The organism is Arthrobacter sp. 01T419, from assembly GCF_056398865.1.
On record NZ_JBFTQF010000002.1, the window covers coordinates 93,720 to 116,767 of the forward strand.

General features: G+C 61.9%; 15 protein-coding genes. 2 read left to right on the forward strand and 13 right to left on the reverse strand.

The window, feature by feature from the left end:
- Positions 1 to 7 precede the first annotated feature (7 nt).
- The 5 genes from rplB to rpsJ are packed head-to-tail and all read right to left on the reverse strand — an operon-like array spanning position 8 to position 2,778.
- Positions 8 to 847 (reverse strand): 50S ribosomal protein L2, encoded by an 840-nt coding sequence (rplB, locus tag AC1DLO_RS04100; protein ID WP_028265104.1) that lies wholly within the window; start codon positions 845 to 847, stop codon positions 8 to 10.
- Positions 848 to 876: 29 nt separating this feature from the next.
- The gene (gene rplW, locus AC1DLO_RS04105) at positions 877 to 1,182 is read right to left on the reverse strand and encodes a 50S ribosomal protein L23 (protein ID WP_059387362.1); all 306 of its coding nucleotides are present in this window, start codon (positions 1,180 to 1,182) and stop codon (positions 877 to 879) included.
- Positions 1,179 to 1,796 carry a 50S ribosomal protein L4 gene (rplD, locus tag AC1DLO_RS04110; protein WP_184740618.1) on the reverse strand — a complete coding sequence of 206 codons (618 nt, stop codon included), beginning with the start codon at positions 1,794 to 1,796 and terminating at the stop codon, positions 1,179 to 1,181. Before rplD ends, rplW begins: the two co-directional genes overlap by 4 nt.
- Positions 1,797 to 1,800: 4 nt before the next feature.
- Positions 1,801 to 2,451 carry a 50S ribosomal protein L3 gene (gene rplC, locus AC1DLO_RS04115; RefSeq protein ID WP_028265107.1) on the reverse strand — a complete coding sequence of 217 codons (651 nt, stop codon included), beginning with the start codon at positions 2,449 to 2,451 and terminating at the stop codon, positions 1,801 to 1,803.
- 18 nt (positions 2,452 to 2,469) lie between these two features.
- Positions 2,470 to 2,778, reverse strand: coding sequence for a 30S ribosomal protein S10 (gene rpsJ / locus AC1DLO_RS04120; RefSeq protein WP_003803825.1), 309 nt, complete (start codon positions 2,776 to 2,778; stop codon positions 2,470 to 2,472).
- Positions 2,779 to 3,165: 387 nt separating this feature from the next.
- Here rpsJ and AC1DLO_RS04125 point away from each other — a divergent pair, with 387 nt between their 5' ends.
- Positions 3,166 to 4,593, forward strand: coding sequence for a GH1 family beta-glucosidase (locus AC1DLO_RS04125; RefSeq protein WP_476889341.1), 1,428 nt, complete (start codon positions 3,166 to 3,168; stop codon positions 4,591 to 4,593).
- A 34-nt stretch (positions 4,594 to 4,627) separates the two neighbouring features.
- On the opposite strand, the gene AC1DLO_RS04130 is transcribed toward AC1DLO_RS04125, so the two are convergent.
- The 8 genes from AC1DLO_RS04130 to rpoB form a co-directional block, all read right to left on the reverse strand.
- A complete protein-coding gene (locus AC1DLO_RS04130) occupies positions 4,628 to 4,753 on the reverse strand; it encodes a hypothetical protein (RefSeq protein ID WP_260404995.1) in 126 nt (41 codons plus the stop codon).
- 29 nt (positions 4,754 to 4,782) lie between these two features.
- Positions 4,783 to 8,904, reverse strand: a complete 4,122-nt coding sequence (locus tag AC1DLO_RS04135; RefSeq protein ID WP_476889342.1) for a hypothetical protein — start codon at positions 8,902 to 8,904, stop codon at positions 4,783 to 4,785.
- 155 nt (positions 8,905 to 9,059) lie between these two features.
- Positions 9,060 to 10,250 (reverse strand): elongation factor Tu, encoded by a 1,191-nt coding sequence (tuf, locus tag AC1DLO_RS04140; RefSeq protein ID WP_476889343.1) that lies wholly within the window; start codon positions 10,248 to 10,250, stop codon positions 9,060 to 9,062.
- A 235-nt stretch (positions 10,251 to 10,485) separates the two neighbouring features.
- Complete coding sequence (gene fusA, locus AC1DLO_RS04145) at positions 10,486 to 12,600, reverse strand: elongation factor G (protein ID WP_236812282.1); 2,115 nt, start codon at positions 12,598 to 12,600, stop codon at positions 10,486 to 10,488.
- 68 nt (positions 12,601 to 12,668) lie between these two features.
- The gene (gene rpsG / locus AC1DLO_RS04150; RefSeq protein ID WP_059387355.1) at positions 12,669 to 13,139 is read right to left on the reverse strand and encodes a 30S ribosomal protein S7; all 471 of its coding nucleotides are present in this window, start codon (positions 13,137 to 13,139) and stop codon (positions 12,669 to 12,671) included.
- 1 nt (position 13,140) lies between these two features.
- Positions 13,141 to 13,515 (reverse strand): 30S ribosomal protein S12, encoded by a 375-nt coding sequence (gene rpsL, locus AC1DLO_RS04155; RefSeq protein WP_009358312.1) that lies wholly within the window; start codon positions 13,513 to 13,515, stop codon positions 13,141 to 13,143.
- Between the two features lie 402 nt (positions 13,516 to 13,917).
- Positions 13,918 to 17,817, reverse strand: a complete 3,900-nt coding sequence (locus tag AC1DLO_RS04160; protein ID WP_284755100.1) for a DNA-directed RNA polymerase subunit beta' — start codon at positions 17,815 to 17,817, stop codon at positions 13,918 to 13,920.
- 105 nt (positions 17,818 to 17,922) lie between these two features.
- Positions 17,923 to 21,429: a DNA-directed RNA polymerase subunit beta gene (gene rpoB / locus AC1DLO_RS04165; RefSeq protein WP_476914405.1), complete on the reverse strand. Its 3,507-nt coding sequence runs from the start codon at positions 21,427 to 21,429 to the stop codon at positions 17,923 to 17,925.
- A 398-nt stretch (positions 21,430 to 21,827) separates the two neighbouring features.
- Between rpoB and AC1DLO_RS04170 the strand changes: the two genes are divergently transcribed.
- The gene (locus tag AC1DLO_RS04170; RefSeq protein ID WP_476889344.1) at positions 21,828 to 23,036 is read left to right on the forward strand and encodes an acetyl-CoA C-acetyltransferase; all 1,209 of its coding nucleotides are present in this window, start codon (positions 21,828 to 21,830) and stop codon (positions 23,034 to 23,036) included.
- The last annotated feature ends 12 nt before the right edge of the window (positions 23,037 to 23,048 follow it).

Consider the following 23,048-nt stretch of genomic DNA (forward strand, 5'->3'; position numbering starts at 1 on the left):
CAGGCTCCTATCGCTTGTTCTTGCCAGTACGGCGGCGACGCACAATAAGCTTGTCGCTCTCTTTGTTGGGGCGGCGGGTGCGGCCTTCACGCTTACCGTTCGGGTTGACCGGGTGGCGTCCACCGGAAGTCTTACCTTCACCACCACCGTGCGGGTGATCCACCGGGTTCATGGCGACACCACGGACGGTCGGGCGAACGCCCTTCCAGCGCATACGGCCGGCCTTGCCCCAGTTGATGTTCGACTGCTCGGCGTTGCCGACCTCGCCGACGGTTGCGCGGCAGCGCACGTCAACGTTGCGGATTTCACCGGAGGGCAGACGCAGCTGGGCGAAACGGCCTTCCTTGGCGACGAGCTGAACCGAAGCACCTGCGGAACGGGCCATCTTGGCGCCGCCACCCGGACGCAGTTCAACTGCGTGGATGGTGGTACCAACCGGGATGTTGCGCAGCGGCAGGTTGTTGCCCGGCTTGATGTCAGCGTCGGGGCCAGCCTCGACGAAGTCACCCTGGGACAGCTTGTTCGGGGCGATGATGTAACGCTTGGTGCCATCAACGTAGTGCAGGAGGGCGATGCGAGCCGTGCGGTTCGGATCGTACTCGATTTCGGCAACGCGGGCGTTGACGCCGTCTTTGTCGTGACGACGGAAGTCGATCAGACGGTACTGGCGCTTGTGGCCACCACCCTTGTGACGGGTAGTGATCTTACCGGTGTTGTTACGGCCGCCAGTCTTGTGCAGCGGACGCAGCAACGACTTTTCCGGAGTCGATCGCGTGATTTCGGAGAAGTCGGCTACGCTCGAGCCGCGACGGCCCGGGGTAGTCGGCTTGTATTTACGGATTCCCATAATTCATTTCCTCGTTAAAGTGGTCTCCGCTACGCGAGCGGACCGCCGAAGATGTCGATAGTGCCTTCTTTGAGGGTGACAATCGCACGCTTGGTGCTCTTGCGCTGTCCCCATCCGAATTTGGTGCGCTTGCGCTTACCGGCACGGTTGATGGTGTTGATCGATTCGACCTTGACGGAGAAAATCTTCTCCACGGCCAGCTTGATCTCGGTCTTGTTCGAGCGGGGGTCCACCAGGAAGGTGTACTTGCCCTCGTCGATCAGGCCGTAGCTCTTTTCCGAAACGACGGGTGCAATGACGACGTCGCGCGGGTCTTTGATGGTGGCTGCACTCACTTGGCATCCTCCTCGTTCTTTGCCTTGTCAGCGATGAAAGCCTCGAAAGCAGCCTTGGTGAAGACCACGTCGTCGGCGACCAGCACGTCGTAGGTGTTCAGCTGGTCTGCGTACAGAACGTGAACATCTACGAGGTTGCGCACGGAAAGTGCGGCAACATCGTTGGCGCGCTCGATAACAACGAGCAGGTTCTTGCGCTCGGAGACTGCCTTCAGCGCGGCAAGTGCTTCCTTGGAGGACGGCTTGGTGCCGGCGACCAGATCAGCAATGACGTGGATGCGACCGTTACGTGCGCGGTCAGACAGGGCGCCGCGCAGGGCAGCAGCCTTCATCTTCTTGGGGGTCCGCTGGCTGTAATCACGCGGCGTCGGGCCGTGGACAATGCCACCACCGGTCATGTGAGGAGCACGGATGGAACCCTGACGGGCGCGGCCGGTACCCTTCTGCTTGAACGGCTTGCGGCCAGCACCGGAAACTTCGGCGCGGGTCTTGGTCTTGTGGGTACCCTGGCGAGCAGCAGCGAGCTGTGCGACGACGACCTGGTGCAGCAGCGGCACGTTGGTCTGGACGTCGAAGATCTCTGCAGGCAGGTCTACCTTGACAGTGCTAGTCATTGAACTAGGCTCCCTTCACGGCGGTGCGTACGAGGACGACCTGGCCGCGGGCACCGGGGACGGCACCCTTGATAAGGAGCAGCGACTTCTCAACGTCCACAGCGTGAACCGTGAGGTTCAGCGTGGTGTGACGTTCTGCGCCCATGCGGCCGGCCATTTTCAGACCCTTGAAGACGCGGCTCGGGGTGGATGCGCCACCGATGGAACCGGGCTTGCGGTGGTTCTTGTGCGCACCGTGGGAGGCTCCAACACCGTGGAAGCCGTGACGCTTCATAACACCGGCGAAGCCTTTACCCTTGCTGGTGCCGACGACGTCGATCTTCTGACCGGCTTCGAAGAGCTCAACAGAAAGCTCCTGGCCCAGTTCGTAAGACGCGGCGTCTGCAGTGCGCAGTTCGACGACGTGGCGGCGAGGAGTTACGCCAGCCTTTTCAAAGTGACCAGCCAGCGGCTTGGTGACCTTGCGGGGATCGATCTGGCCATAGCCGATCTGAACGGCGACATAGCCATCGGTCTCTGCGTTGCGCAGCTGGGTGATGACGTTGGAGTCAGCCTGGACGACAGTTACCGGGATGAGCTTGTTGTTCTCGTCCCAGACCTGGGTCATGCCGAGCTTCGTGCCCAGCAGGCCCTTTACGTTACGGGTTGCGGTCATAGTTTTCTCAGCACCTCCCTACAGCTTGATTTCGATGTTCACGTCGGCCGGCAGGTCGAGACGCATAAGCGAGTCGACAGCCTTGGGCGTGGGGTCGATGATGTCGATCAGACGCTTGTGAGTACGCATTTCAAAGTGCTCACGGCTGTCCTTGTACTTGTGGGGAGAGCGGATAACGCAGTACACGTTCTTCTCCGTCGGCAGCGGCACGGGGCCCACTACCGTTGCGCCTGCGCGCGTGACCGTCTCAACGATCTTCCGCGCTGAAACATCAATGACCTCGTGGTCATATGACTTCAGCCGGATGCGGATTTTTTGTCCCGCCATGTCGCCTGACTCTCTTTCAGTCTGTGCTGCCCTCGAATAAAGGCTGCCCTGTTCACTTACGTGTTGCATGTGGCTGCCGAAGCATTTGAAGTAGTACTACCACCCGCCGCACAAGCTGAATCCGGAGGGATCCGGGTTCCTCAACTTGCCGGTGTAACCGACCCCCGCGGTCGGGCGTGTCGCGTTTTCCACGCAAACTCGTCCGCATTCCTTGGGGATCTGGGTTATGTTTGGGCTTCAGCTTGGACCCTGACACCCGGCATTATCCGGATCGGGACGCGAAGAAGCGCTTGAACAACTCACCTAGTATGCCGGAATTCCCCGGCATAAGCCAATTGGGCTCCACCTACCATTGCCTTCGGCTCCTGCCGTCAGGATGATTAGGACATGACTGTCCAAGATGCTGCCACGGTGGAGGATCTTGCGAGCCGCCTCCGGCCCGGCTTCACCTTGGGCGTCGCCGCGGCGGCCTTCCAGATCGAAGGCTCACTTACGGCGGACGGACGCGGACCATCCAGTTGGGATGCATTCGCGGAGAAGCCCGGCGCGATCGTCGACGGCCACTCCCCCGCAGTTGCCTGCGACCACTACAACCGGACCGACGAGGACATTGCCCTTATACAGGACCTGGGCGTGGACTCCTACCGGTTCTCCCTCTCCTGGCCCCGGATCCAACCAGGCGGCAAGGGACCCATCAACCAGCAAGGCCTGGACTTCTACGACCGCCTGATCGACAAGCTCCTCAAGGCCGGGATCTCTCCAATGGTGACCCTCTACCATTGGGATACGCCCCTGCCATTGGAGCACGACGGCGGCTGGTTGAATCGGTCGACGGCGGACCGGTTCGCCGAATATTCCGCCGCGGCCGCAGGCCGCTTCGGCGACCGCGTGGCTCAATGGGTCACCCTGAACGAGCCCGTTTCAGTCGCATTGCAAGGCTATGCCCTTGGGGTCCACGCTCCCGGCAGGCGGCTGCTCTTCGATGCCTTGCCCGCTGCCCACCATCAGTTGTTGGGGCATGGATTGGCTGTCCAGGCCTTGCGGGCTGCCGGCGTTGCGGGAACTGTTGGCGTTGCCAACGTGCACTCGCCAGTCCAGCCCGCAAGTAAGCGACTCACAGACCGTCTCATGGCCAAGGCCTTCGACCTCATCTTCAACCGGGTGTATGCCGATCCCATCCTCTTGGGGAAATACCCTAAGCCCCCGCTACAAGTGAAACCCTGGTTCCGCGCCCTGGGCAACATCCGGGACGAAGACCTCAAGACCATCCACCAGCCCTTGGATTTTTACGGCGTGAACTACTACTACCCCGTCAAGGTCGCCTCTGGCCGCGGCAACGGAAGCACGCCTGGCAACAACTCCGACATGATGGCCAAGCTGCCGTTCCATCTGGCGGCCTTCCCCGAATACGAAACCACGGGATTTGGTTGGCCCGTGGCTCCCGAACACCTCGGAATCCTGCTACGGGAGCTGAAAGACCGCTATGGCCCTGCCCTACCACCCGTGTTCATCACAGAAAGCGGGGCGAGCTTCCCCGAGCCCGAGCACTCACCGGGTCCCGTTCACGACCCCGACCGCATCAACTACCTTGCTTCGCACCTTGGGCAAGCATTGAGGGCGACTGCCCCCGGCGGGATCGCCCACGACGTCGAACTTCTTGGTTACTACGTGTGGACGTTGCTGGACAACTTCGAATGGGCCGCCGGATACTCACAGCGGTTCGGGCTGGTGCATGTGGACTTCGACACCCTCGAGAGAACCCCCAAAGACTCGTTCTACTGGTACCAGTCCTTGAGCAGGGCGCGCCACAACTGATCAACAGCCCGTTTTGTAGAACGATCGTGCTAAATCAATCCTTATTGTTCGCCCGTTTGATGCGCTTGGCACGTTCGATCTCGCGACGGAAGTACTTCCTTCCCCAGAAGATTCCAACTACCACGACGACAACCACGATCAGGAAAATGAGCCATCCCATTCCGCATTCCTCCTTTGGATGCAACGCTATCAGGGCGCAGTCCTGTTGAGGCGCCAGACTGCCAGGGCAATCAGAGCCAGTGCGAGCACGGCGAGCATGGCGAAGGCGTAGGAACGGAGAGCCCACATGATGCTCAGGGCAACGCCCACGGCACCCCACCATACGAACATACGCTCAGCCAGGAGTAGGCCGGCAAGCAGCAGCACCGCGTCTCCCACGAGGACCCAAAGTTGCTGTGGGACGGTACCCGAAAAGGCGGGCCCCGGGACTATCGAGAGCAGGCCACCGATGGAGAGCAAGCCCGCAGCCAGTCCGAGCCTGACACGTCCGTCCAGGGCGCTTCCAGCGTAGTAGCGCAACCCTGCCAAAACGGCGCCGAGAACCACAAACCATTGCAGCACCCAAAAGAGCTCGGGCCTGGCTCCATGGGCGAAGAGAACCGCCCGCTGGGCGGCCGCAAGGAGCAGCATAGAGCCAATCTCTGCGACAGTGAACCGGATGGCCCGGGGAACCTCAAGGCAAGCAACGGCCACGGCCGCCCCAAGCAGGCCGGTGCCAGCCAATGCGGTGTCATCGTGAAGCAAGCCGGCACCGGAAGCCAGGGCAAATCCCCCTCCAGCCGCAATTGCCAGCGACAACCTGCGCACCGGCTGCGATCCGATGCTCGGGATCCCGGACCAGCGCGCCGCGTAGAGTACAGCGGCCGCCCCCACGCAGCCCACAAGCCACGGCAGGAAATCCTCCCATTGATCCCCGGCCTGACCGAGGACCGCAACCTCAACCAGGATCGAATCGGCGAAAACCGTGGCGCCGACGATGCTCGCGGCCGAAGCAAACGGATAGAAGCCAGGCATTCCCTCAACGTGGGAGGCGGCGAAGCAGACCACCGCGAGTACGAGTCCTGCCATCCCCGTGATGCTGTCCGATTCGTCCACGGACAACAGGCCGCCGGCCCCGGCAAAGGATAGGGCTGCCGCCAGCCAGAACCAATGTTCAGGAACGCCGGTTCCCGGCTGGATCAGCAGTCTTCCCGCAGTCACCAGGAGCGCCAAGATGAGCAGTACGAGGGGTGCCGCGACCGGACCCAGTAGAGGTTCGGCGAGCCACGTACCGCCGGGGAATGACAAATGGGGGCCTGCCGCCACCACCAAAGCAATTGTCGCCGGAACGGTGAGATATCCAGCTCCTCGCGCAGCGAAGATCCGATTCGCGACGACTGCGGAAACCAGAAGCAGGGCCAGCTCAATCAGCGGAACCCAGCGACCGCCGTCGTGGGCTTCCGGCCGAAGCAGATAGCTCACCGGCAACGCTGCCTGCGCGGCAAGCGTGATCCACACGGCCGCCTGTTGGAAGGGAATCTGCTGCAAGCGGTTCCGCATGAGCCAGCGGATAATGTGCTGCACCATCAGAACGCCCGCAAAGGTCAGTGACACCACCGCCGCTGAGGCCGTGACGTCATGGGCAAAAACAGCTGCGAGGACCGCCGTGAGAATCCGGGCAGCCATGAAGTAGAAGCCCTTGGCCACCCGCTCTGGAGCCCCAGCCACCATGACCGCGGCAAACACCGCGAAGATTACAAGCAACGCCTCGACCTCATGGACGTTTCCACCGCGAAGCGCCAGCAACAACGCCAGTGCGCCCGGCGCGAAGACCGCGGACCCAGTCTCCCTCCGCAGCATGAACCCAGCAGCCACAGCCGATGCAGCCATGAGAAGGGACACCGCACCAGCCTGCCAACTATCGGTCACGGAGCTGTCGAAGTACGTTCTGGAGATGCTCACGACGGCGGTAGCGCCAGCCATGAACGGCAGCACCACGGCAGCGTCGAGTGTCGCGAGTCCTCGATCAGGGCCGCGGACCGCCTCCGCAAGGGGCGGAATCAACTGGAGGGCCAGTGCGACGAAGACTACTGTGGCCAGCTGAAGCGTCTCCCCTGCGAGCACCAGGCCGCCTTGGTCCTGGAGCAACTGCATATAGCCCGTGCCTGCGAGCACCGTCGCGAGGGCGCGGACGGCCCACCAATAGCTGCGTCGATGCAGTGTGCGCGGAAGACGCAGCGCCTGGACAGCGAAGTACAACACGGAGGCGAGCAACACGGTGTTTCCCAGGGCCAGGGACACTGCGCCGAAGGACAGCATCCCCGCCCATGCAATTGACACTGGTGCGAGGAACTCGGCCACGGTTCCGCGCCGTGGACGGTCTTGTGCGCCTCTTGGGAACAACATCGAGCCGGCCAGCATGGCTCCAAGGACATGAATCACAACGGCCGCTACCGTCATGGGTTGCCCGGGCGTCCGCTCAAGGAGGAGAAGCCAAGGCATTACGGACATGCCGGCACCGGCAAAGGCCGCGAGGCAGACGGTTGGAGCGAGCGTCCTGATCCCCGAGCGGAACAGTCCGGCTTCCAACAGCAACTGGATCGTGACAGCAGCAAGGAACGCCAGAATCACGGCGGCCAGGCGGTCGGTACGGCCCACCAAGAGACCCGCTGCCAAGGCGGGAACGGCGAGAGTCAGCGCAATGCGGCCCGCCAGGACAAAGACCAAGCGCTTGGTCTCCAGTGGTTTCCTCGCCCTCAACAACCAGTACACACCAGCAGTGGCGAACAATGCCGCCGTCGGCGCGCCGCCAAGTTCATCGACAAACGGCCCCGCCGCCAGAATGGCGGCCACGGGGAGCCACTCCGCGAGTCCTCGCAGCTTCCATGCCAGGATCAAACTGCACAGGAGGGTAGCAAACAACGGGATACCCACGGGCGTCCCGGAATGCCGGGCCAGGATGGCGAACGCCGCCATGAAGGCAGCCGCCAGTTGAAGGCCAAAGCACACCACGGCATCAATCCAGCACCGCCGGATCGCCTGGGATGTTCCCGCCCCCGGGAACCAACGGGCGAGCCGCCTTCTGTCGAATGCCGACCACTGCGACTGCAGGGCCAGTAGAACCACTCCCGCCAGCAGCACCTCCGGCAGCCCGGCCCCGGCGTCGGACAACGCCACAGGAAAGGCCACAGTGAACGCAAGCCGCGCGGCATAGAACTGTTGAAGGCGGAACCGGCCCTGCGGAAGAGCAGCCATCACGGCAAAATACAGGCCACACACCATCATGATCAGGGTGTACTCCCCCTTGGCCAGATGTTGCGGCACGAAAGTTACGGCTACGGCCACGAACGGCACGACATACGGGTGCAAGGCCATCAACGGCTGAACATAGGTTGGCGGGAGCCAGTGCGGCCTACGCAAGGCCACGAGGGTCAGAAGCACGGCAAGACCGATGAGTGAAGCGAAATACCAGACAAGCGCGCCGCCCAGCATGGACACGCCGGACCAGCCCGTAGAGACGACAAAACCGAAGGACAGGAACGCGAGAACCTTGTTGTCCAAACGGACGGCCGCGAGGACATAGGCCACCGTGCCGACGATGGACGTGACCAGCCAGGCGGCAGGGCCGTTGTTCAAGGCGAAGTTGTACATTGCCAGGCCGGTCACGGGGATCAGGGCAAGCCCTGTTCCGGCGAACGCGATGGCGGCGGGCCGTAGCCTGGGAGCCCTGGCGTGGAGGATGAAACCGGATCCGTAAAAGGCGCCCGTGATAGCCCAGACGCCCGCGAAGCGGAGAACGGACGGGAGGCTGGTCCCGATGAACAGAGCTGAAGCGGCAACCAGCAGAAGGCTGGCCACGTAGAGCGTGACGTTGATGTTCTGCCGATCCCGTTTTTGTTTCCGCGCCGCTTGCTCGGCACGCAGCATCTCAGGAGAAATCGACTGGATTGATTGCGGTTGGGGCTGTACCGCCGGTGGTTGAGGCTGTATCGCCGGTGGCCGGGGGGCGACTGAAACAGGCTGAACTGGAACAGGCCGGAAGGGGGCGGTCTGCACAAGAACCGGCCGGGAGGGTTGTGTGCTCGCGGAACGGGGCGGGCGGAAGGCCGGCCCTTCTGCACGATCGGTTCCGCGGCGAGCGTCGGCGTCGCGCCACCCAGCCACGTGGCCGGCCAGATACCCGGAGCGATAAAGCCGATCGGAATCGTCCTCTAGCTGCTGGCGGGCGCGTCCGAGCAGCTCGCGTCCTTTTGATTTCCCTGCTGAATAGGACACCACGGCGATCAGGAAGACGACGGCCAGCGCGAGGATGGTGCCAAAGAATCCAGACATTGCTGCTCTCCTGTCCAGGGTGGGTGATGCTCAATTTATCCATTCGATAGATTAACTATAGCAAAGAAGAACCCCGCCACAGTAGTGACGGGGTTCTTCTTTGGTTTGCTACCGGCCGCTAGACAGCCAGTCCTTCACCGATCTACAAGCAGAAACTACTTGAGGATCTTGGTGACACGTCCCGAACCAACGGTGCGGCCACCTTCACGGATTGCGAAGCCGAGGCCCTCTTCCATAGCGATCGGCTGGATGAGCTCAACGGTCATCTCAGTGTTGTCGCCAGGCATAACCATTTCCGTGCCTTCCGGCAGGGTGATAACGCCGGTTACGTCCGTGGTACGGAAGTAGAACTGCGGGCGGTAGTTCGAGTAGAACGGGTTGTGACGTCCGCCTTCGTCCTTGGACAGGATGTAGACGTTAGCCTCGAAGTCGGTGTGCGGGGTGATGGAACCCGGCTTGACGACAACCTGGCCACGCTCGACGTCGTCGCGCTTCAGACCGCGGAGCAGGAGGCCACAGTTCTCGCCAGCCCATGCTTCGTCGAGCTGCTTGTGGAACATCTCGATACCGGTGACGGTGGTCTTCTGGACCGGACGGATACCAACGATTTCAACTTCAGAGTTGATCGCGAGGGTACCGCGCTCGGCGCGACCCGTAACAACGGTGCCACGGCCGGTGATCGTGAAGACATCTTCGATCGGCATCAGGAACGGCTTGTCACGGTCACGTACGGGGTCCGGAACCGAGTTGTCGACAGCTTCCATGAGGTCTTCGACGGACTTGACCCAAATCGGGTCGCCTTCGAGTGCCTTGAGGCCGGAAACACGCACAACCGGAGCGTCGTCGCCATCGAAGCCCTGAGCGCTGAGCAGCTCGCGAACTTCCATTTCAACGAGGTCGAGAAGCTCTTCGTCGTCGACCATGTCCGACTTGTTCAGCGCGACCAGCAGGTAGGGAACACCAACCTGGCGGGCGAGCAGAACGTGCTCGCGGGTCTGAGCCATCGGGCCGTCAGTGGCGGCAACCACGAGGATCGCACCGTCCATCTGGGCAGCACCGGTGATCATGTTCTTGATGTAGTCAGCGTGACCCGGAGCGTCTACGTGTGCGTAGTGGCGCTTCTCGGTCTGGTACTCAACGTGGGAGATGTTGATGGTAATACCACGCTGGCGCTCTTCCGGAGCAGAGTCAATCGACGCGAAGTCGCGCTGCTCGTTGAGAGTGGGGTACTTGTCGTACAGCACCTTGGAAATGGCGGCAGTCAGCGTCGTCTTACCGTGGTCAACGTGACCAATGGTGCCGATGTTGACGTGCGGCTTAGTCCGCTCGAACTTTGCCTTTGCCACAGGTTCCTCCTAGAACGATTTCAAGTGAGTTGCTCCTCGGCCGCGCTTTTCGCGGCAGAAACTCCAGCAAGTCTACTTGGGGGCTTTGGATTTGGTGAAATTGCAGATTCAGGGACCAATGCTGGTGCCTGGAGTCTGTTCGTGCAGGGACCGGACTGCGGCCTGGGCCACAGCCCGGCGCCTGCACTGAATGCTTTCCCGGAACGGGCCAGCATCCTGGTTTATCCGTCGGTGATTACTCGCCGCGGTTCTTCTGGATGATCTCGTCGGCAACTGCCTTCGGGACCTCGGCGTAGCTGTTGAACGTCATGGAGTACACAGCACGGCCCTGGGTCTTCGAACGCAGGTCACCGATGTAGCCGAACATGCCGGACAGCGGAACGTGCGCACGGATCACCTTGACGCCAGCGGCATCTTCCATGGACTGCATCTGGCCACGGCGGGAGTTCAGGTCACCGATTACTTCACCCATGTATTCCTCAGGGGTGCGGACCTCAACATCCATCAGCGGCTCGAGCAGAACCGGGTTCGCCTTGCGTGCGGCTTCCTTGAAAGCCATACGGCCGGCGATCTTGAACGCCATTTCCGAGGAGTCAACATCGTGGTACGCGCCGTCAATCAGCGTGGCCTTGATGCCGACAACCGGGTAACCGGCCAGAACGCCGTCGTTGAGTGCATCCTGGATGCCCGCGTCAACGGACGGGATGTACTCGCGGGGCACGCGGCCACCGGTGACCTTGTTCTCGAACGCGTAGAGCTCGCCGTCGGCGGTGTCCATCGGCTCGATGGCGATCTGGATCTTAGCGAACTGACCCGAACCACCGGTCTGCTTCTTGTGCGTGTAGTCGTGACGCTCTACAGCGCGCTTGATGGTTTCGCGGTAAGCAACCTGCGGCTTGCCGACGTTTGCCTCGACCTTGAATTCGCGGCGCATGCGGTCCACCAGGATGTCCAGGTGGAGCTCGCCCATGCCGGCGATGATGGTCTGACCGGTGTCCTCGTTGAGGGAGACCTGGAAGGTCGGGTCCTCAGCGGAGAGCTTCTGGATGGCCGTGGAGAGCTTCTCCTGGTCACCCTTGGTGTTCGGCTCGATGGCAACCGAGATCACGGGCTCCGGGAAGCTCATGGACTCGAGGACGATCTGGTTGTTCGCGTCGCACAGGGTGTCGCCCGTCGTCGTGTCCTTCAGACCGATTGCTGCGTAGATGTGGCCCGCGGTAGCGCCTTCAACAGGCATTTCCTTGTTGGCGTGCATCTGGAACAGCTTGCCGATGCGCTCCTTCTTGCCCTTGGTGGAGTTGACCACCTGGGCACCTGCTTCTACGTGACCGGAGTACACGCGGATGAAGGTGAGCTGGCCGAAGAACGGGTGCGCGGCAATCTTGAACGCCAGGGCCGAGAACGGCTCTTCGGCAGAAGGCTTGCGGGTGAGTTCCTTCTCTTCGTCGCGCGGGTCGTGACCGACCATGGGCGGGACGTCGAGCGGGTTCGGCAGGAAGTCGACAACAGCATCCAGCATCGGCTGTACGCCGCGGTTCTTGAAAGCAGAACCACAGAGAACCGGGTAGAGCTCGGAGTTGATCGTCATCTTGCGGATGCCGGCCTTGAGCTCCTCGACAGTGAGTTCTTCACCTTCGAGGTACTTCTCCATGAGTTCTTCGGAAGCCTCGGCAACAGTCTCGACGAGCTGTGCACGGTATTCCTCAGCCTTGGCCTGGAGATCGGCGGGGATCTCCTGGACCTCGTACTTGGCACCCATGGTGACGTCACCCTTGGCATCGCCCGGCCACACCAGGGCGCGCATCTCGAGGAGATCCACGACGCCGATGAAGTCGTTCTCTGCACCGATCGGCAGCTGGAGAACCAGCGGCTTGGCACCGAGGCGGCTGATGATGGTGTCTACGGTGAAGTAGAAGTCAGCGCCGAGCTTGTCCATCTTGTTGACGAAGCAGATGCGCGGCACGTTGTACTTGTCGGCCTGGCGCCAAACAGTCTCGGACTGGGGCTCGACGCCTTCCTTGCCATCGAAGACAGCAACGGCGCCGTCGAGGACGCGCAGCGAGCGCTCGACCTCAACCGTGAAGTCCACGTGGCCCGGGGTGTCAATGATGTTGATCTGGTTCTTGTCCCAGAAGCAGGTCACGGCGGCAGACGTGATGGTGATGCCGCGTTCCTTTTCCTGTTCCATCCAGTCGGTCGTCGAAGCGCCGTCGTGCGTTTCGCCGATCTTGTGGTTCACACCCGTGTAGAACAGGATGCGCTCGGTGGTGGTGGTCTTGCCGGCATCGATGTGGGCCATGATGCCGATGTTGCGGACCTTGCTAAGGTCGGTAAGCACGTCCTGTGCCACGGTGTCTCCCTTTCGGATGGACTACACGTTCGCCGCCAGCTCAGGGAGCCGGCGGCGTACGGGAAGTTTTACCAGCGGTAGTGTGCGAAGGCCTTGTTCGACTCGGCCATCTTGTGGGTGTCTTCGCGACGCTTCACAGCGGCACCGAGACCGTTGGACGCATCCAGGATTTCGTTCTGGAGGCGCTCGGTCATCGTCTTCTCGCGGCGGGCCTTGGAGTAGCCAACCAGCCAGCGGAGAGCGAGGGCGGTGGAACGGCCCGGCTTGACCTCAACGGGAACCTGGTAGGTTGCGCCACCGACGCGGCGGGAGCGGACCTCGAGGGAAGGCTTGACGTTGTCCATGGCCTTCTTGAGGGCGGCGACGGGGTCGCCACCGGACTTGGCGCGTGCACCTTCGAGTGCGCCGTAAACGATGCGCTCTGCGGTGGACTTCTTGCCGTCGATCAGAACCTTGTTGATCAGCTGGGTGACCAACGGGGAACCGTAAACGGGATCGGAAACTAGCGGCCGCTTCGGGGCCGGACCCTTGCGAGGCATATTACTTCTTCTCCATCTTTGCGCCGTAGCGGCTGCGGGCCTGCTTGCGGTTCTTGACACCCTGGGTATCGAGGGCACCACGGACGATCTTGTAACGGACACCCGGAAGGTCCTTCACACGACCACCACGGACCAGCACGATGGAGTGCTCCTGGAGGTTGTGGCCAACACCGGGGATGTAGGCGGTAACTTCAACGCCACCGTTGAGGCGCACACGTGCAACCTTACGGAGAGCCGAGTTCGGCTTCTTCGGGGTGGTCGTGTAAACGCGGGTGCAAACACCGCGGCGCATCGGGCTGCCCTTAAGCGCGGGAGCCTTGGTCTTGGAGACCTTCGGCGTGCGGCCCTTGCGGACCAGCTGGTTAATCGTAGGCACTTTCGTGTTCTCCGTTGGTTGATCTCTGCTCCGCGCCCAGGCGTTGGCCTGTGTTTGCGTGAGAGCTTTGGCGTTGTCCATGCGGCCCAGGTCCGAAGACCCGATGGGCGTGCAAAAGTGCGGCATTCGTTGCGCACGTAGCCCGCAACCCGGAAACAGGCTCCACCCAACATCATGAGAACAAAACCGAAATGATGCTGCGGCGGCCTTCATCCACTGCCACACAGAACAATTACCAAAATTCTAGCATGGCTTGATCTGAGGCCTTAATCGGGTGTATGGCGGCCGACGACGTCGGGTGCCGCCCGCCGTCGTCGTGCGCCTAACGGAGCGCAAGGCCCCAAAACGGGAAGGACCCCGCACTCGCCGAGTACGGGGTCCTTCCTTTGCGATACAGACTTCTTAGCGGAAGTCGTTGCCGAGATCGTAGTCATCCAGCGGGATGGCGTGGAACTCGGGAGCTCCATCGCCGCCCAGCGCGTCGTACGAGAAGTCGGTGAAGGCGCTGGGGCCCGTGAACAGGCTTGCCTTTGCTTCTTCAGTCGGCTCCACGGTGACTTCGGTGTAACGGGGCAGGCCCGTACCGGCCGGGATGAGCTTACCGATGATGACGTTCTCCTTGAGGCCGAGCAGCGGGTCGCTCTTGCCTTCCATGGCCGCCTGCGTTAGAACGCGGGTGGTCTCCTGGAAGGAAGCGGCCGACAGCCAGGACTCGGTTGCCAGAGATGCCTTGGTGATACCCATGAGTTCCGGACGACCGGAAGCCGGGGTACGGCCCTCGGACACCACGCGACGGTTCTCGTCTTCGAAGCGGCTGCGCTCAGCGAGCTCGCCCGGAAGCAGATCAGAGTCGCCGGATTCGATGACGGTCACGCGGCGCAGCATCTGACGGACGATGACTTCCACGTGCTTGTCGTGGATACCAATGCCCTGGCTGCGGTAGACGCCTTGGACCTCGTCCACCAGGAACTTCTGGGCGGCACGCGGACCCATGATGCGCAGAACCTGCTTCGGGTCCACAGGACCGTTGATCAGCTTCTGGCCGACGCTGACGTGCTCGCCATCCTCGATGAGGAGGCGGGAACGGCGCAGCACCGGGTAGGCGATCTCCTCGGAACCATCGTCCGGGGTGATGATGAGGCGCATCTGGCGCTCGGACTCTTCAATGGCGATGCGGCCGGCTGCTTCAGCAATCGGTGCAACACCCTTCGGAGTACGGGCTTCGAAGAGCTCCTGGATACGGGGCAGACCCTGGGTGATGTCATCGCCACCGCTGGCGGAAACAGCACCACCGGTGTGGAACGTACGCATGGTCAGCTGGGTACCGGGTTCACCGATCGACTGTGCGGCGATGATGCCGACGGCCTCTCCGATGTCCACGGTCTTGCCGGTGGCCAGCGAACGGCCGTAGCAGAGCGCACAGGTGCCGACCTTGGACTCACACGTGAGCACGGAACGGACCTTGACCTCGGTGATGCCCGCTGCGAGCAGCTCGGCAATGACCACGTCGCCGCAGTCGGTGCCGGCAGCTGCAAGCACCGCGCCCTTGGAGTCGACGACGTCGACGGCGAGGGTACGTGCGTAGGCGCTGTTCTCAACGTTCTCGTCAAGGACCAGCTCACCGTTGGAGTCCGGCACGGCAATCGCGGTCATGAGACCACGCTCGGTGCCACAGTCCTCTTCACGGACGATGACGTCCTGCGAAACGTCCACCAGACGACGGGTCAAGTAACCCGAGTTGGCGGTACGCAGCGCGGTGTCGGCCAGACCCTTACGGGCACCGTGCGTGGCGATGAAGTATTCCAGCACCGACAGGCCCTCGCGGTACGAGGACTTGATCGGACGCGGGATGATCTCACCCTTCGGGTTGGCCACAAGACCACGGATACCCGCGATCTGGCGGACCTGCATCCAGTTACCACGTGCACCGGAGGACACCATGCGGTTGATGGTGTTCATCGGGGACAGGCTGTCACGCATCGCCTGAGCGATTTCGTTGGTGGCCTTGTTCCAGATCTCGATCAGTTCCTGGCGACGCTCGTCGTCGTCGATCAGGCCCTTGTCGTACTGGCCCTGGATCTTGGCAGCCATGGTCTCGTAACCGGCCAGGATGGCCGGCTTGGAGGTAGGCACCTCGATGTCGGAGATTGCCACGGTGACGCCCGAGCGGGTTGCCCAGTAGAAACCGGCGTCCTTCAGGTTGTCCAGCGTTGCAGCCGTGACAACCTTCGGGTACCGCTCTGCGAGGTCGTTGACGATCCGGGAAAGCTCGCCCTTGTCAGCAACGGCCTCAACCCACGGGTAGTCCTCCGGCAGGGTCTCGTTGAAGAGAACCTGGCCGAGGGAGGTCTGGACCAGTGCGGTCTGACCCGGCTCCCAACCTTCCGGAGCTTCCCAGCCGGCGTAAGGAACAAAGCCCTCAAGGCGGATCTTGACCTGGGAGTTCAGATGCAGCTCGCGGGCATCGTAGGCCATGATGGCTTCCGAAACCGAGGAGAAGATACGGCCTTCGCCTGCGGAACCAACGCGCTTGGTGGTCAGGTGGTACAGACCGATGATCATGTCCTGCGAAGGCAGGGTCACCGGACGGCCATCAGACGGCTTCAAGATGTTGTTGGATGACAGCATCAGGATGCGGGCTTCAGCCTGCGCTTCGGGGCTCAGCGGCAGGTGGACTGCCATCTGGTCGCCGTCGAAGTCGGCGTTGAAGGCGCCACAAACCAGCGGGTGAAGCTGGATGGCCTTGCCTTCAACAAGCTGCGGCTCGAATGCCTGGATGCCGAGGCGGTGCAGGGTAGGTGCACGGTTGAGCAGCACCGGGTGTTCGGTGATGATCTCTTCCAGCACGTCCCAGACCTGCGGGCGGTAACGCTCGACCATGCGCTTTGCCGACTTGATGTTCTGCGCGTGGTTGAGGTCAACCAGTCGCTTCATCACGAACGGCTTGAAGAGCTCCAGGGCCATCTGCTTGGGCAGACCACACTGGTGCAGCTTCAGCTGCGGGCCGACGACGATGACCGAACGGCCGGAGTAGTCGACGCGCTTGCCGAGCAGGTTCTGGCGGAAACGACCCTGCTTGCCCTTGAGCATGTCGCTCAGGGACTTCAGCGGACGGTTGCCCGGACCCGTGACGGGACGGCCGCGACGACCGTTGTCGAAGAGGCTGTCAACAGCTTCCTGAAGCATGCGCTTCTCGTTGTTGACGATGATCTCCGGAGCGCCGAGGTCAAGCAGTCGCTTGAGTCGGTTGTTGCGGTTGATCACACGGCGGTAGAGGTCGTTGAGGTCGGAGGTCGCGAAGCGGCCACCGTCCAGCTGGACCATCGGGCGCAGTTCCGGCGGGATCACCGGGACAGCGTCCAGCACCATGCCGAGCGGGCTGTTGTTGGTGGTCAGGAATGCGTTGACAACCTTCAGTCGCTTGAGGGCACGGGTTTTGCGCTGGCCCTTGCCGTTCTGGATGGTGTCGCGCAGGGATTCCGACTCTGCCTGCATGTCGAAGTTCTCAAGACGCTTCTTGATGGCTTCGGCACCCATGGAGCCTTCGAAGTACATGCCGTAGCGGTCGCGCAGTTCGCGGTACAGGCCTTCGTCACCTTCGAGGTCGGCGACCTTGAGGTTCTTGAAGCGGTCCCAGACCTGCTCGAGGCGCTCGATTTCAGCATCCGCGCGCTTGCGGACGTTGGCCATCTGACGGTCCGCGGAGTCGCGGGCCTTCTTCTTGTCAGCAGCCTTGGCGCCTTCACCTTCGAGGCGGGCAAGCTCGTCCTCAAGGTCGCGGGCAATCGTGGCGATGTCGCTGTCGCGGTTGTCGACGAGCTGCTTCTTCTCGAGGTCGTGCTCCACCTGAAGGTTCGGCAGTTCCGCGTGACGGCTCTCGGTGTCCACGCTGGTGATCATGTAGGCAGCGAAGTAGATGACCTTTTCGAGGTCCTTCGGTGCCAGGTCAAGGAGGTAGCCCAAACGGGAGGGAACACCCTTGAAATACCAGATGTGCGTGACGGGAGCGGCCAGTTCGATGTGGCCCATGCGCTCGCGGCGCACCTTGGCGCGAGTGACCTCAACGCCACAACGCTCGCAGATGATGCCCTTGAAGCGCACGCGCTTGTACTTGCCGCAGTAGCATTCCCAGTCCCGGGACGGGCCGAAGATCTTCTCGCAGAAGAGGCCGTCCTTCTCGGGCTTGAGCGTGCGGTAGTTGATGGTTTCCGGCTTCTTGACCTCACCGTACGACCAGCCGCGGATGTCTTCCGCGGTGGCGAGGCCGATCTGCATGAGGCCGAAGGAGGATTCGCTGGACATATGGTCCCTGTTCTCTCTTGTTCTCTAAATTCTGAAGTCTTGATTTACGGAAAGAGGCAGCTGCCTTTTGGCTGGCGGTTCGCACCGCCAGCCAAAAGCGGCTGTTTAGACCTCTTCTACGGAGCTGGGCTCTGCGCGAGACAGATCAATGCCCAGTTCTTCCGCAGCCRTAAAGACTGCGTCATCAGAGTCACGCATTTCGATCGTCGTACCATCCGTGGAAAGAACTTCCACGTTCAGGCACAGCGACTGCATTTCCTTGATCAAGACCTTGAAGGATTCCGGAACGCCAGGCTCGGGGATGTTCTCGCCCTTGACGATGGCTTCGTAAACCTTCACGCGGCCGTGGATGTCATCCGACTTGATCGTGAGCAGTTCCTGGAGGGTGTAGGCAGCACCGTACGCTTCGAGCGCCCACACTTCCATTTCACCGAAGCGCTGGCCACCGAACTGTGCTTTACCACCCAGCGGCTGCTGCGTGATCATGGAGTACGGGCCGGTGGAGCGAGCGTGGATCTTGTCGTCCACCAGGTGGTGGAGCTTCAGGATGTACATGTAGCCAACGGAGATCGGGTCCGGGAACGGCTCGCCGGAGCGGCCGTCGAACAGACGCGTCTTGCCGGAGGAGTCGATCAGGCGGTCGCCGTCGCGGGTCACGTTGGTGGAATCCAGCAGACCTGTGATTTCCTCTTCGCGTGCACCGTCGAACACCGGAGTGGCGACAGTCGTCTGGCCGGTTTCACGAGGCAGGTTCGGGAGGTTCTTGACCCACTCCGGCTCGCCTTCGATCTTCCAACCGGTCTTGGCAACCCAACCAAGGTGCGTTTCCAGCACCTGGCCGACGTTCATTCGACCCGGAACACCCAGGGGGTTCAGGACGATGTCCACCGGCGTACCGTCAGCAAGGAACGGCATGTCTTCTACGGGCAAGATCTTGGAGATAACGCCCTTGTTGCCGTGACGGCCGGCGAGCTTGTCGCCGTCGGTGATCTTGCGCTTGGCCGCTACGTAGACGCGGACGAGCTGGTTGACGCCCGGGGGCAGCTCGTCGTCGTTGTCGCGGTCGAAGACGCGCACGCCGATAACCGTGCCGGACTCACCGTGGGGAACCTTCAGGGAGGTGTCACGCACTTCGCGGGACTTCTCACCGAAGATCGCACGGAGCAGGCGCTCTTCCGGGGTCAGTTCGGTTTCACCCTTCGGGGTGACCTTACCGACCAGGATGTCGCCAGCTTCAACCTCTGCACCGATGTGGATGATGCCGCGCTCGTCCAGTCCTGCGAGGACTTCCTCGGACACGTTGGGGATGTCACGGGTGATTTCCTCGGCACCAAGCTTGGTGTCGCGGGCATCGATCTCGTGCTCCTCGATGTGGATGGAGGAAAGGACATCCTCAGCGACAATGCGCTGCGACAGGATGATGGCGTCCTCGAAGTTGTGGCCTTCCCAGGACATGAATGCCACGAGGAGGTTCTTGCCGAGGGCGAGTTCACCCTGGTCCGTTGCCGGGCCGTCAGCGATGATGCCGCCGACTTCGAGGCGCTGGCCTTCGTTGACGAGGACACGGTGGTTGTAGCAGTTGCCCTGGTTTGAACGGGCGAACTTGTTGATGCGGTAGCTGGTTTCCGTGCCGTCGTCGTTAAGCATGGTGACGAGGTCAGCGGAAACTTCGTTGACGACACCAGCCTTCTTCGCGATGACAACGTCACCGGCGTCGACCGCGGCAGCGCGCTCCATGCCGGTACCCACGAACGGGGCCTCGGAACGGACCAGCGGCACAGCCTGGCGCTGCATGTTGGCACCCATGAGTGCGCGGTTTGCATCGTCATGCTCGAGGAACGGAATCAGGGCGGTAGCCACGGAAACCATCTGGCGCGGGGAAACGTCCATGAACTGAACGTCGGCAGCCGGAACCAGAACAGGCTCGCCTCCACCACCACGGGCACGGACAAGCACGGTTTCTTCCGCGAACTTCTTGTCGGCGTCCAGCGGTGCGTTGGCCTGTGCGATCAGGACTTCAGCTTCGTCGTCGGCGGTGAGGTACTGGACCTCATCGGAAACGACGCCCTCGGAAACCAAACGGTACGGAGTCTCGATGAAACCGAACGGGTTGATCCGGCCGTAGGAAGCCAGCGAACCGATCAGACCAATGTTCGGGCCTTCAGGAGTTTCGATGGGGCACATACGTCCGTAGTGGGACGGGTGAACGTCTCGAACTTCCATGCCTGCGCGGTCACGGGACAGACCACCCGGGCCAAGAGCCGACAGGCGGCGCTTGTGGGTCAAACCCGACAACGGGTTGTTCTGGTCCATGAACTGGGACAGCTGGGACGTTCCGAAGAACTCCTTGATCGCTGCCACGACAGGGCGGATGTTGATCAGGGTCTGAGGCGTGATCGCTTCGACGTCCTGCGTGGTCATGCGTTCGCGGACGACGCGCTCCATGCGGGACAGGCCGGTGCGGACCTGGTTCTCGATCAATTCGCCGACGGCGCGGATGCGGCGGTTGCCGAAGTGGTCGATGTCATCGATCTCGACGCGGAGCTCGTGGTCTTCGCCATCGCGCTTGCCCATGAGGGTCTTCTCGCCAGCGTGAAGCGCGACGAGGAACTTGATCATGGCGACGATGTCTTCAACGTGCAGGACCGAAGCTTCCTTGTCGCCAAGGGAACGGTCGATGCCGAGCTTGCGGTTGATCTTGTAACGGCCAACCTTGGCCAGATCGTAGCGCTTTGCATTGAAGTACAGGTTGTCCAGCAGGGACTGGGCAGCCTCGACGGTGGGCGGCTCGCCCGGACGCAGCTTGCGGTAGATGTCCAGAAGCGCGTCTTCGCGGGTTTCGGTGGCGTCCTTCTCCAGCGTTGCGCGCATGGAGTCGTACTGGCCGAACTCTTCCAGGATCTGGCCTTCGGTCCAACCAAGGGCCTTCAGCAGAACGGTGACCGACTGCTTGCGCTTACGGTCGAGGCGAACGCCGACCTGGTCGCGCTTGTCGATTTCGAGCTCGAACCATGCACCGCGGGACGGGATGATCTTTGCAGTGAAGATGTCCTTGTCACTGGTCTTGTCAGCGGTGCGCTCAAAGTAGGCGCCCGGCGAACGAACCAGCTGGGAGACGACGACACGCTCGGTGCCGTTGACAACGAACGTTCCCTTCTCGGTCATGAGAGGGAAATCGCCCATGAACACGGTCTGCTGCTTGATTTCACCCGTGTTGTTGTTCATGAACTCGGCCTTGACATACAGCGGTGCCGAGTAGGTGGCGTCACGGTCTTTGCATTCGGCCATGGTGTACTTCGGATCAGCGAACTCCGGCTCGGAGAAGCTCAGGGACATAGTGCCCTGGAAGTCCTCGATGGGGGAGATCTCTTCGAAGATGTCGGCAAGTCCAGAGGTGGTGGCGACGCTCAGGTCGCCTTCCTCGACGGCCTTCGCTACCCGCGCCTGCCAGCGTTCGTTTCCGACGAGCCAGTCAAAGCTGTCTGTCTGCAGTGCGAGCAGATTCGGAACGTCCAGCGGTTCGTGAATCTTTGCGAATGAGAGCCGGCGAGTTGCACCATCGGTGCTTGCCGTATTAGCGGTTTCGTTATTAGAGGTGCTCGAGGCGACCAAGAGGGATCCTTCCACAGACCTTCAGGCGTTTTCAGATCTCCCCCGCTTGCACCCTGCAGATTGAATCCGCAGTGTACCTTTCCGGTTCCGCTATATGACCCGGGACCCCGGCTGACCAAGAGCGTGCACGTTCTAAACGGCACATCAAAAGGCGCAGCTGAGGGGTAAAGCCCACCGCTATATGAAGGCTGAAGGTTAACAGGGAAGACGCAAATATCCACAATACGGCAAATCAACCCACCTGTCTACCCCACATTTCGCTTGAATGCAAGCACAGTTGCCGCAGGCACCTATGCGGCCGCCGCGGACGGAATGTTGTTCGGGGCTCGATTGTTGAATGGAGAGGTGATGGGCGCCACTGTAGCCTAGGCTCACCACCCTTGATCGGAAGAGAGAAAATGAGCACCCCTTCAGACAAAAGGGACAACAACGACGTTGTCATCCTTTCCGCCAGCCGTACCCCACAGGGCCGGTTGAACGGTCAGCTGGCTGGACTCACCGCCGTCGAGCTCGGCGCGCACGCCATTTCAGGCGCCATCGCGGCGAGCGGGCTCACTGCGGACAAAGTGGACGCGGTGATCATGGGACAGGTCCTTCAAGCGGGCGCCGGCCAGAATCCGGCCCGGCAAAGTGCCATCGCCGCCGGCATCGGCTGGAACATCCCGGCCGTCACCATCAACAAAGTGTGCCTCTCCGGGCTGACTGCCGTGATCGATGCCGCGCGAATGATCCGCAGCGGCGATGCCGCCGTCGTGGTTGCCGGCGGCCAGGAATCGATGAGCCGCGCTCCCCACCTGCTGCCGGGTTCGAGGCAAGGGTGGAGCTACGGGGCGATCCAGGCCCTCGATGTTGCGGCCCACGACGGCCTCACCGACGCCTTTGACGGCCAGTCAATGGGCCTGTCCACCGAGATCAAGAACCTCTCGCTGGGCATCGACCGCCGTTCCCAGGATGAAGTGGCCGCCGCTTCGCACCAGCGTGCAGCCGCGGCCGCCGCCCAAGGAGTGTTCGACGGCGAGATCGCACCTATCAGCGTCAAACAGCGCAAGGGAGAACCCTTGGTGCTGACAAGCGACGAAGGCGTCCGCCCCCAGACTACGCTGGAGACCCTGGCCCCCCTGAAGGGCGCCTTTGCCACCGACGGAACCATCACCGCGGGCAACTCCTCTCCCCTGTCCGACGGCGCCTCCGCACTCGTGCTCACGAGCCGTCGCTTTGCCGAGGATAACGGCCTTGACTACCTTGCCGTCGTCGGCAAGCCCGGCCAGGTAGCGGGACCCGACAACAGTCTGCATTCGCAGCCGTCCAACGCGATACGGCACGCTCTGGACCGCGCGGGGTGGACAACGGCCGATTTGGACTTCATCGAGATCAACGAAGCCTTCGGCTCGGTTGCAGTGCAGTCCTTGAAGGACCTGGACTATCCCTTGGAAAAGTGCAATATCCACGGCGGAGCGATCGCGATTGGACACCCGATCGGCGCTTCCGGAGCCCGGCTTGCCCTGCATGCAGCCCACGAGCTGAGGCGCCGGGGCAAGGGCAAGGCGGCAGTCGCCCTGTGTGGCGGCGGGGGTCAGGGCGAAGCACTGCTCCTGTACCGCGACTAGGAATTCGGCATG

Coding starts and splice junctions, on each gene's coding strand:
- rpsG (WP_059387355.1), bottom strand. CDS start 13,139: ATGCCTCGCAAGGGTCCGGCCCCGAAGCGGCCGCTAGTTTCCGATCCC.
- AC1DLO_RS04130 (WP_260404995.1), bottom strand. CDS start 4,753: ATGGGATGGCTCATTTTCCTGATCGTGGTTGTCGTCGTGGTAGTTGGA.
- rpsJ (WP_003803825.1), bottom strand. CDS start 2,778: ATGGCGGGACAAAAAATCCGCATCCGGCTGAAGTCATATGACCACGAG.
- rplD (WP_184740618.1), bottom strand. CDS start 1,796: ATGACTAGCACTGTCAAGGTAGACCTGCCTGCAGAGATCTTCGACGTC.
- AC1DLO_RS04135 (WP_476889342.1), bottom strand. CDS start 8,904: ATGTCTGGATTCTTTGGCACCATCCTCGCGCTGGCCGTCGTCTTCCTG.
- AC1DLO_RS04125 (WP_476889341.1), top strand. CDS start 3,166: ATGACTGTCCAAGATGCTGCCACGGTGGAGGATCTTGCGAGCCGCCTC.
- rplC (WP_028265107.1), bottom strand. CDS start 2,451: ATGACCGCAACCCGTAACGTAAAGGGCCTGCTGGGCACGAAGCTCGGC.
- rplB (WP_028265104.1), bottom strand. CDS start 847: ATGGGAATCCGTAAATACAAGCCGACTACCCCGGGCCGTCGCGGCTCG.
- AC1DLO_RS04170 (WP_476889344.1), top strand. CDS start 21,828: ATGAGCACCCCTTCAGACAAAAGGGACAACAACGACGTTGTCATCCTT.
- AC1DLO_RS04160 (WP_284755100.1), bottom strand. CDS start 17,817: ATGTCCAGCGAATCCTCCTTCGGCCTCATGCAGATCGGCCTCGCCACC.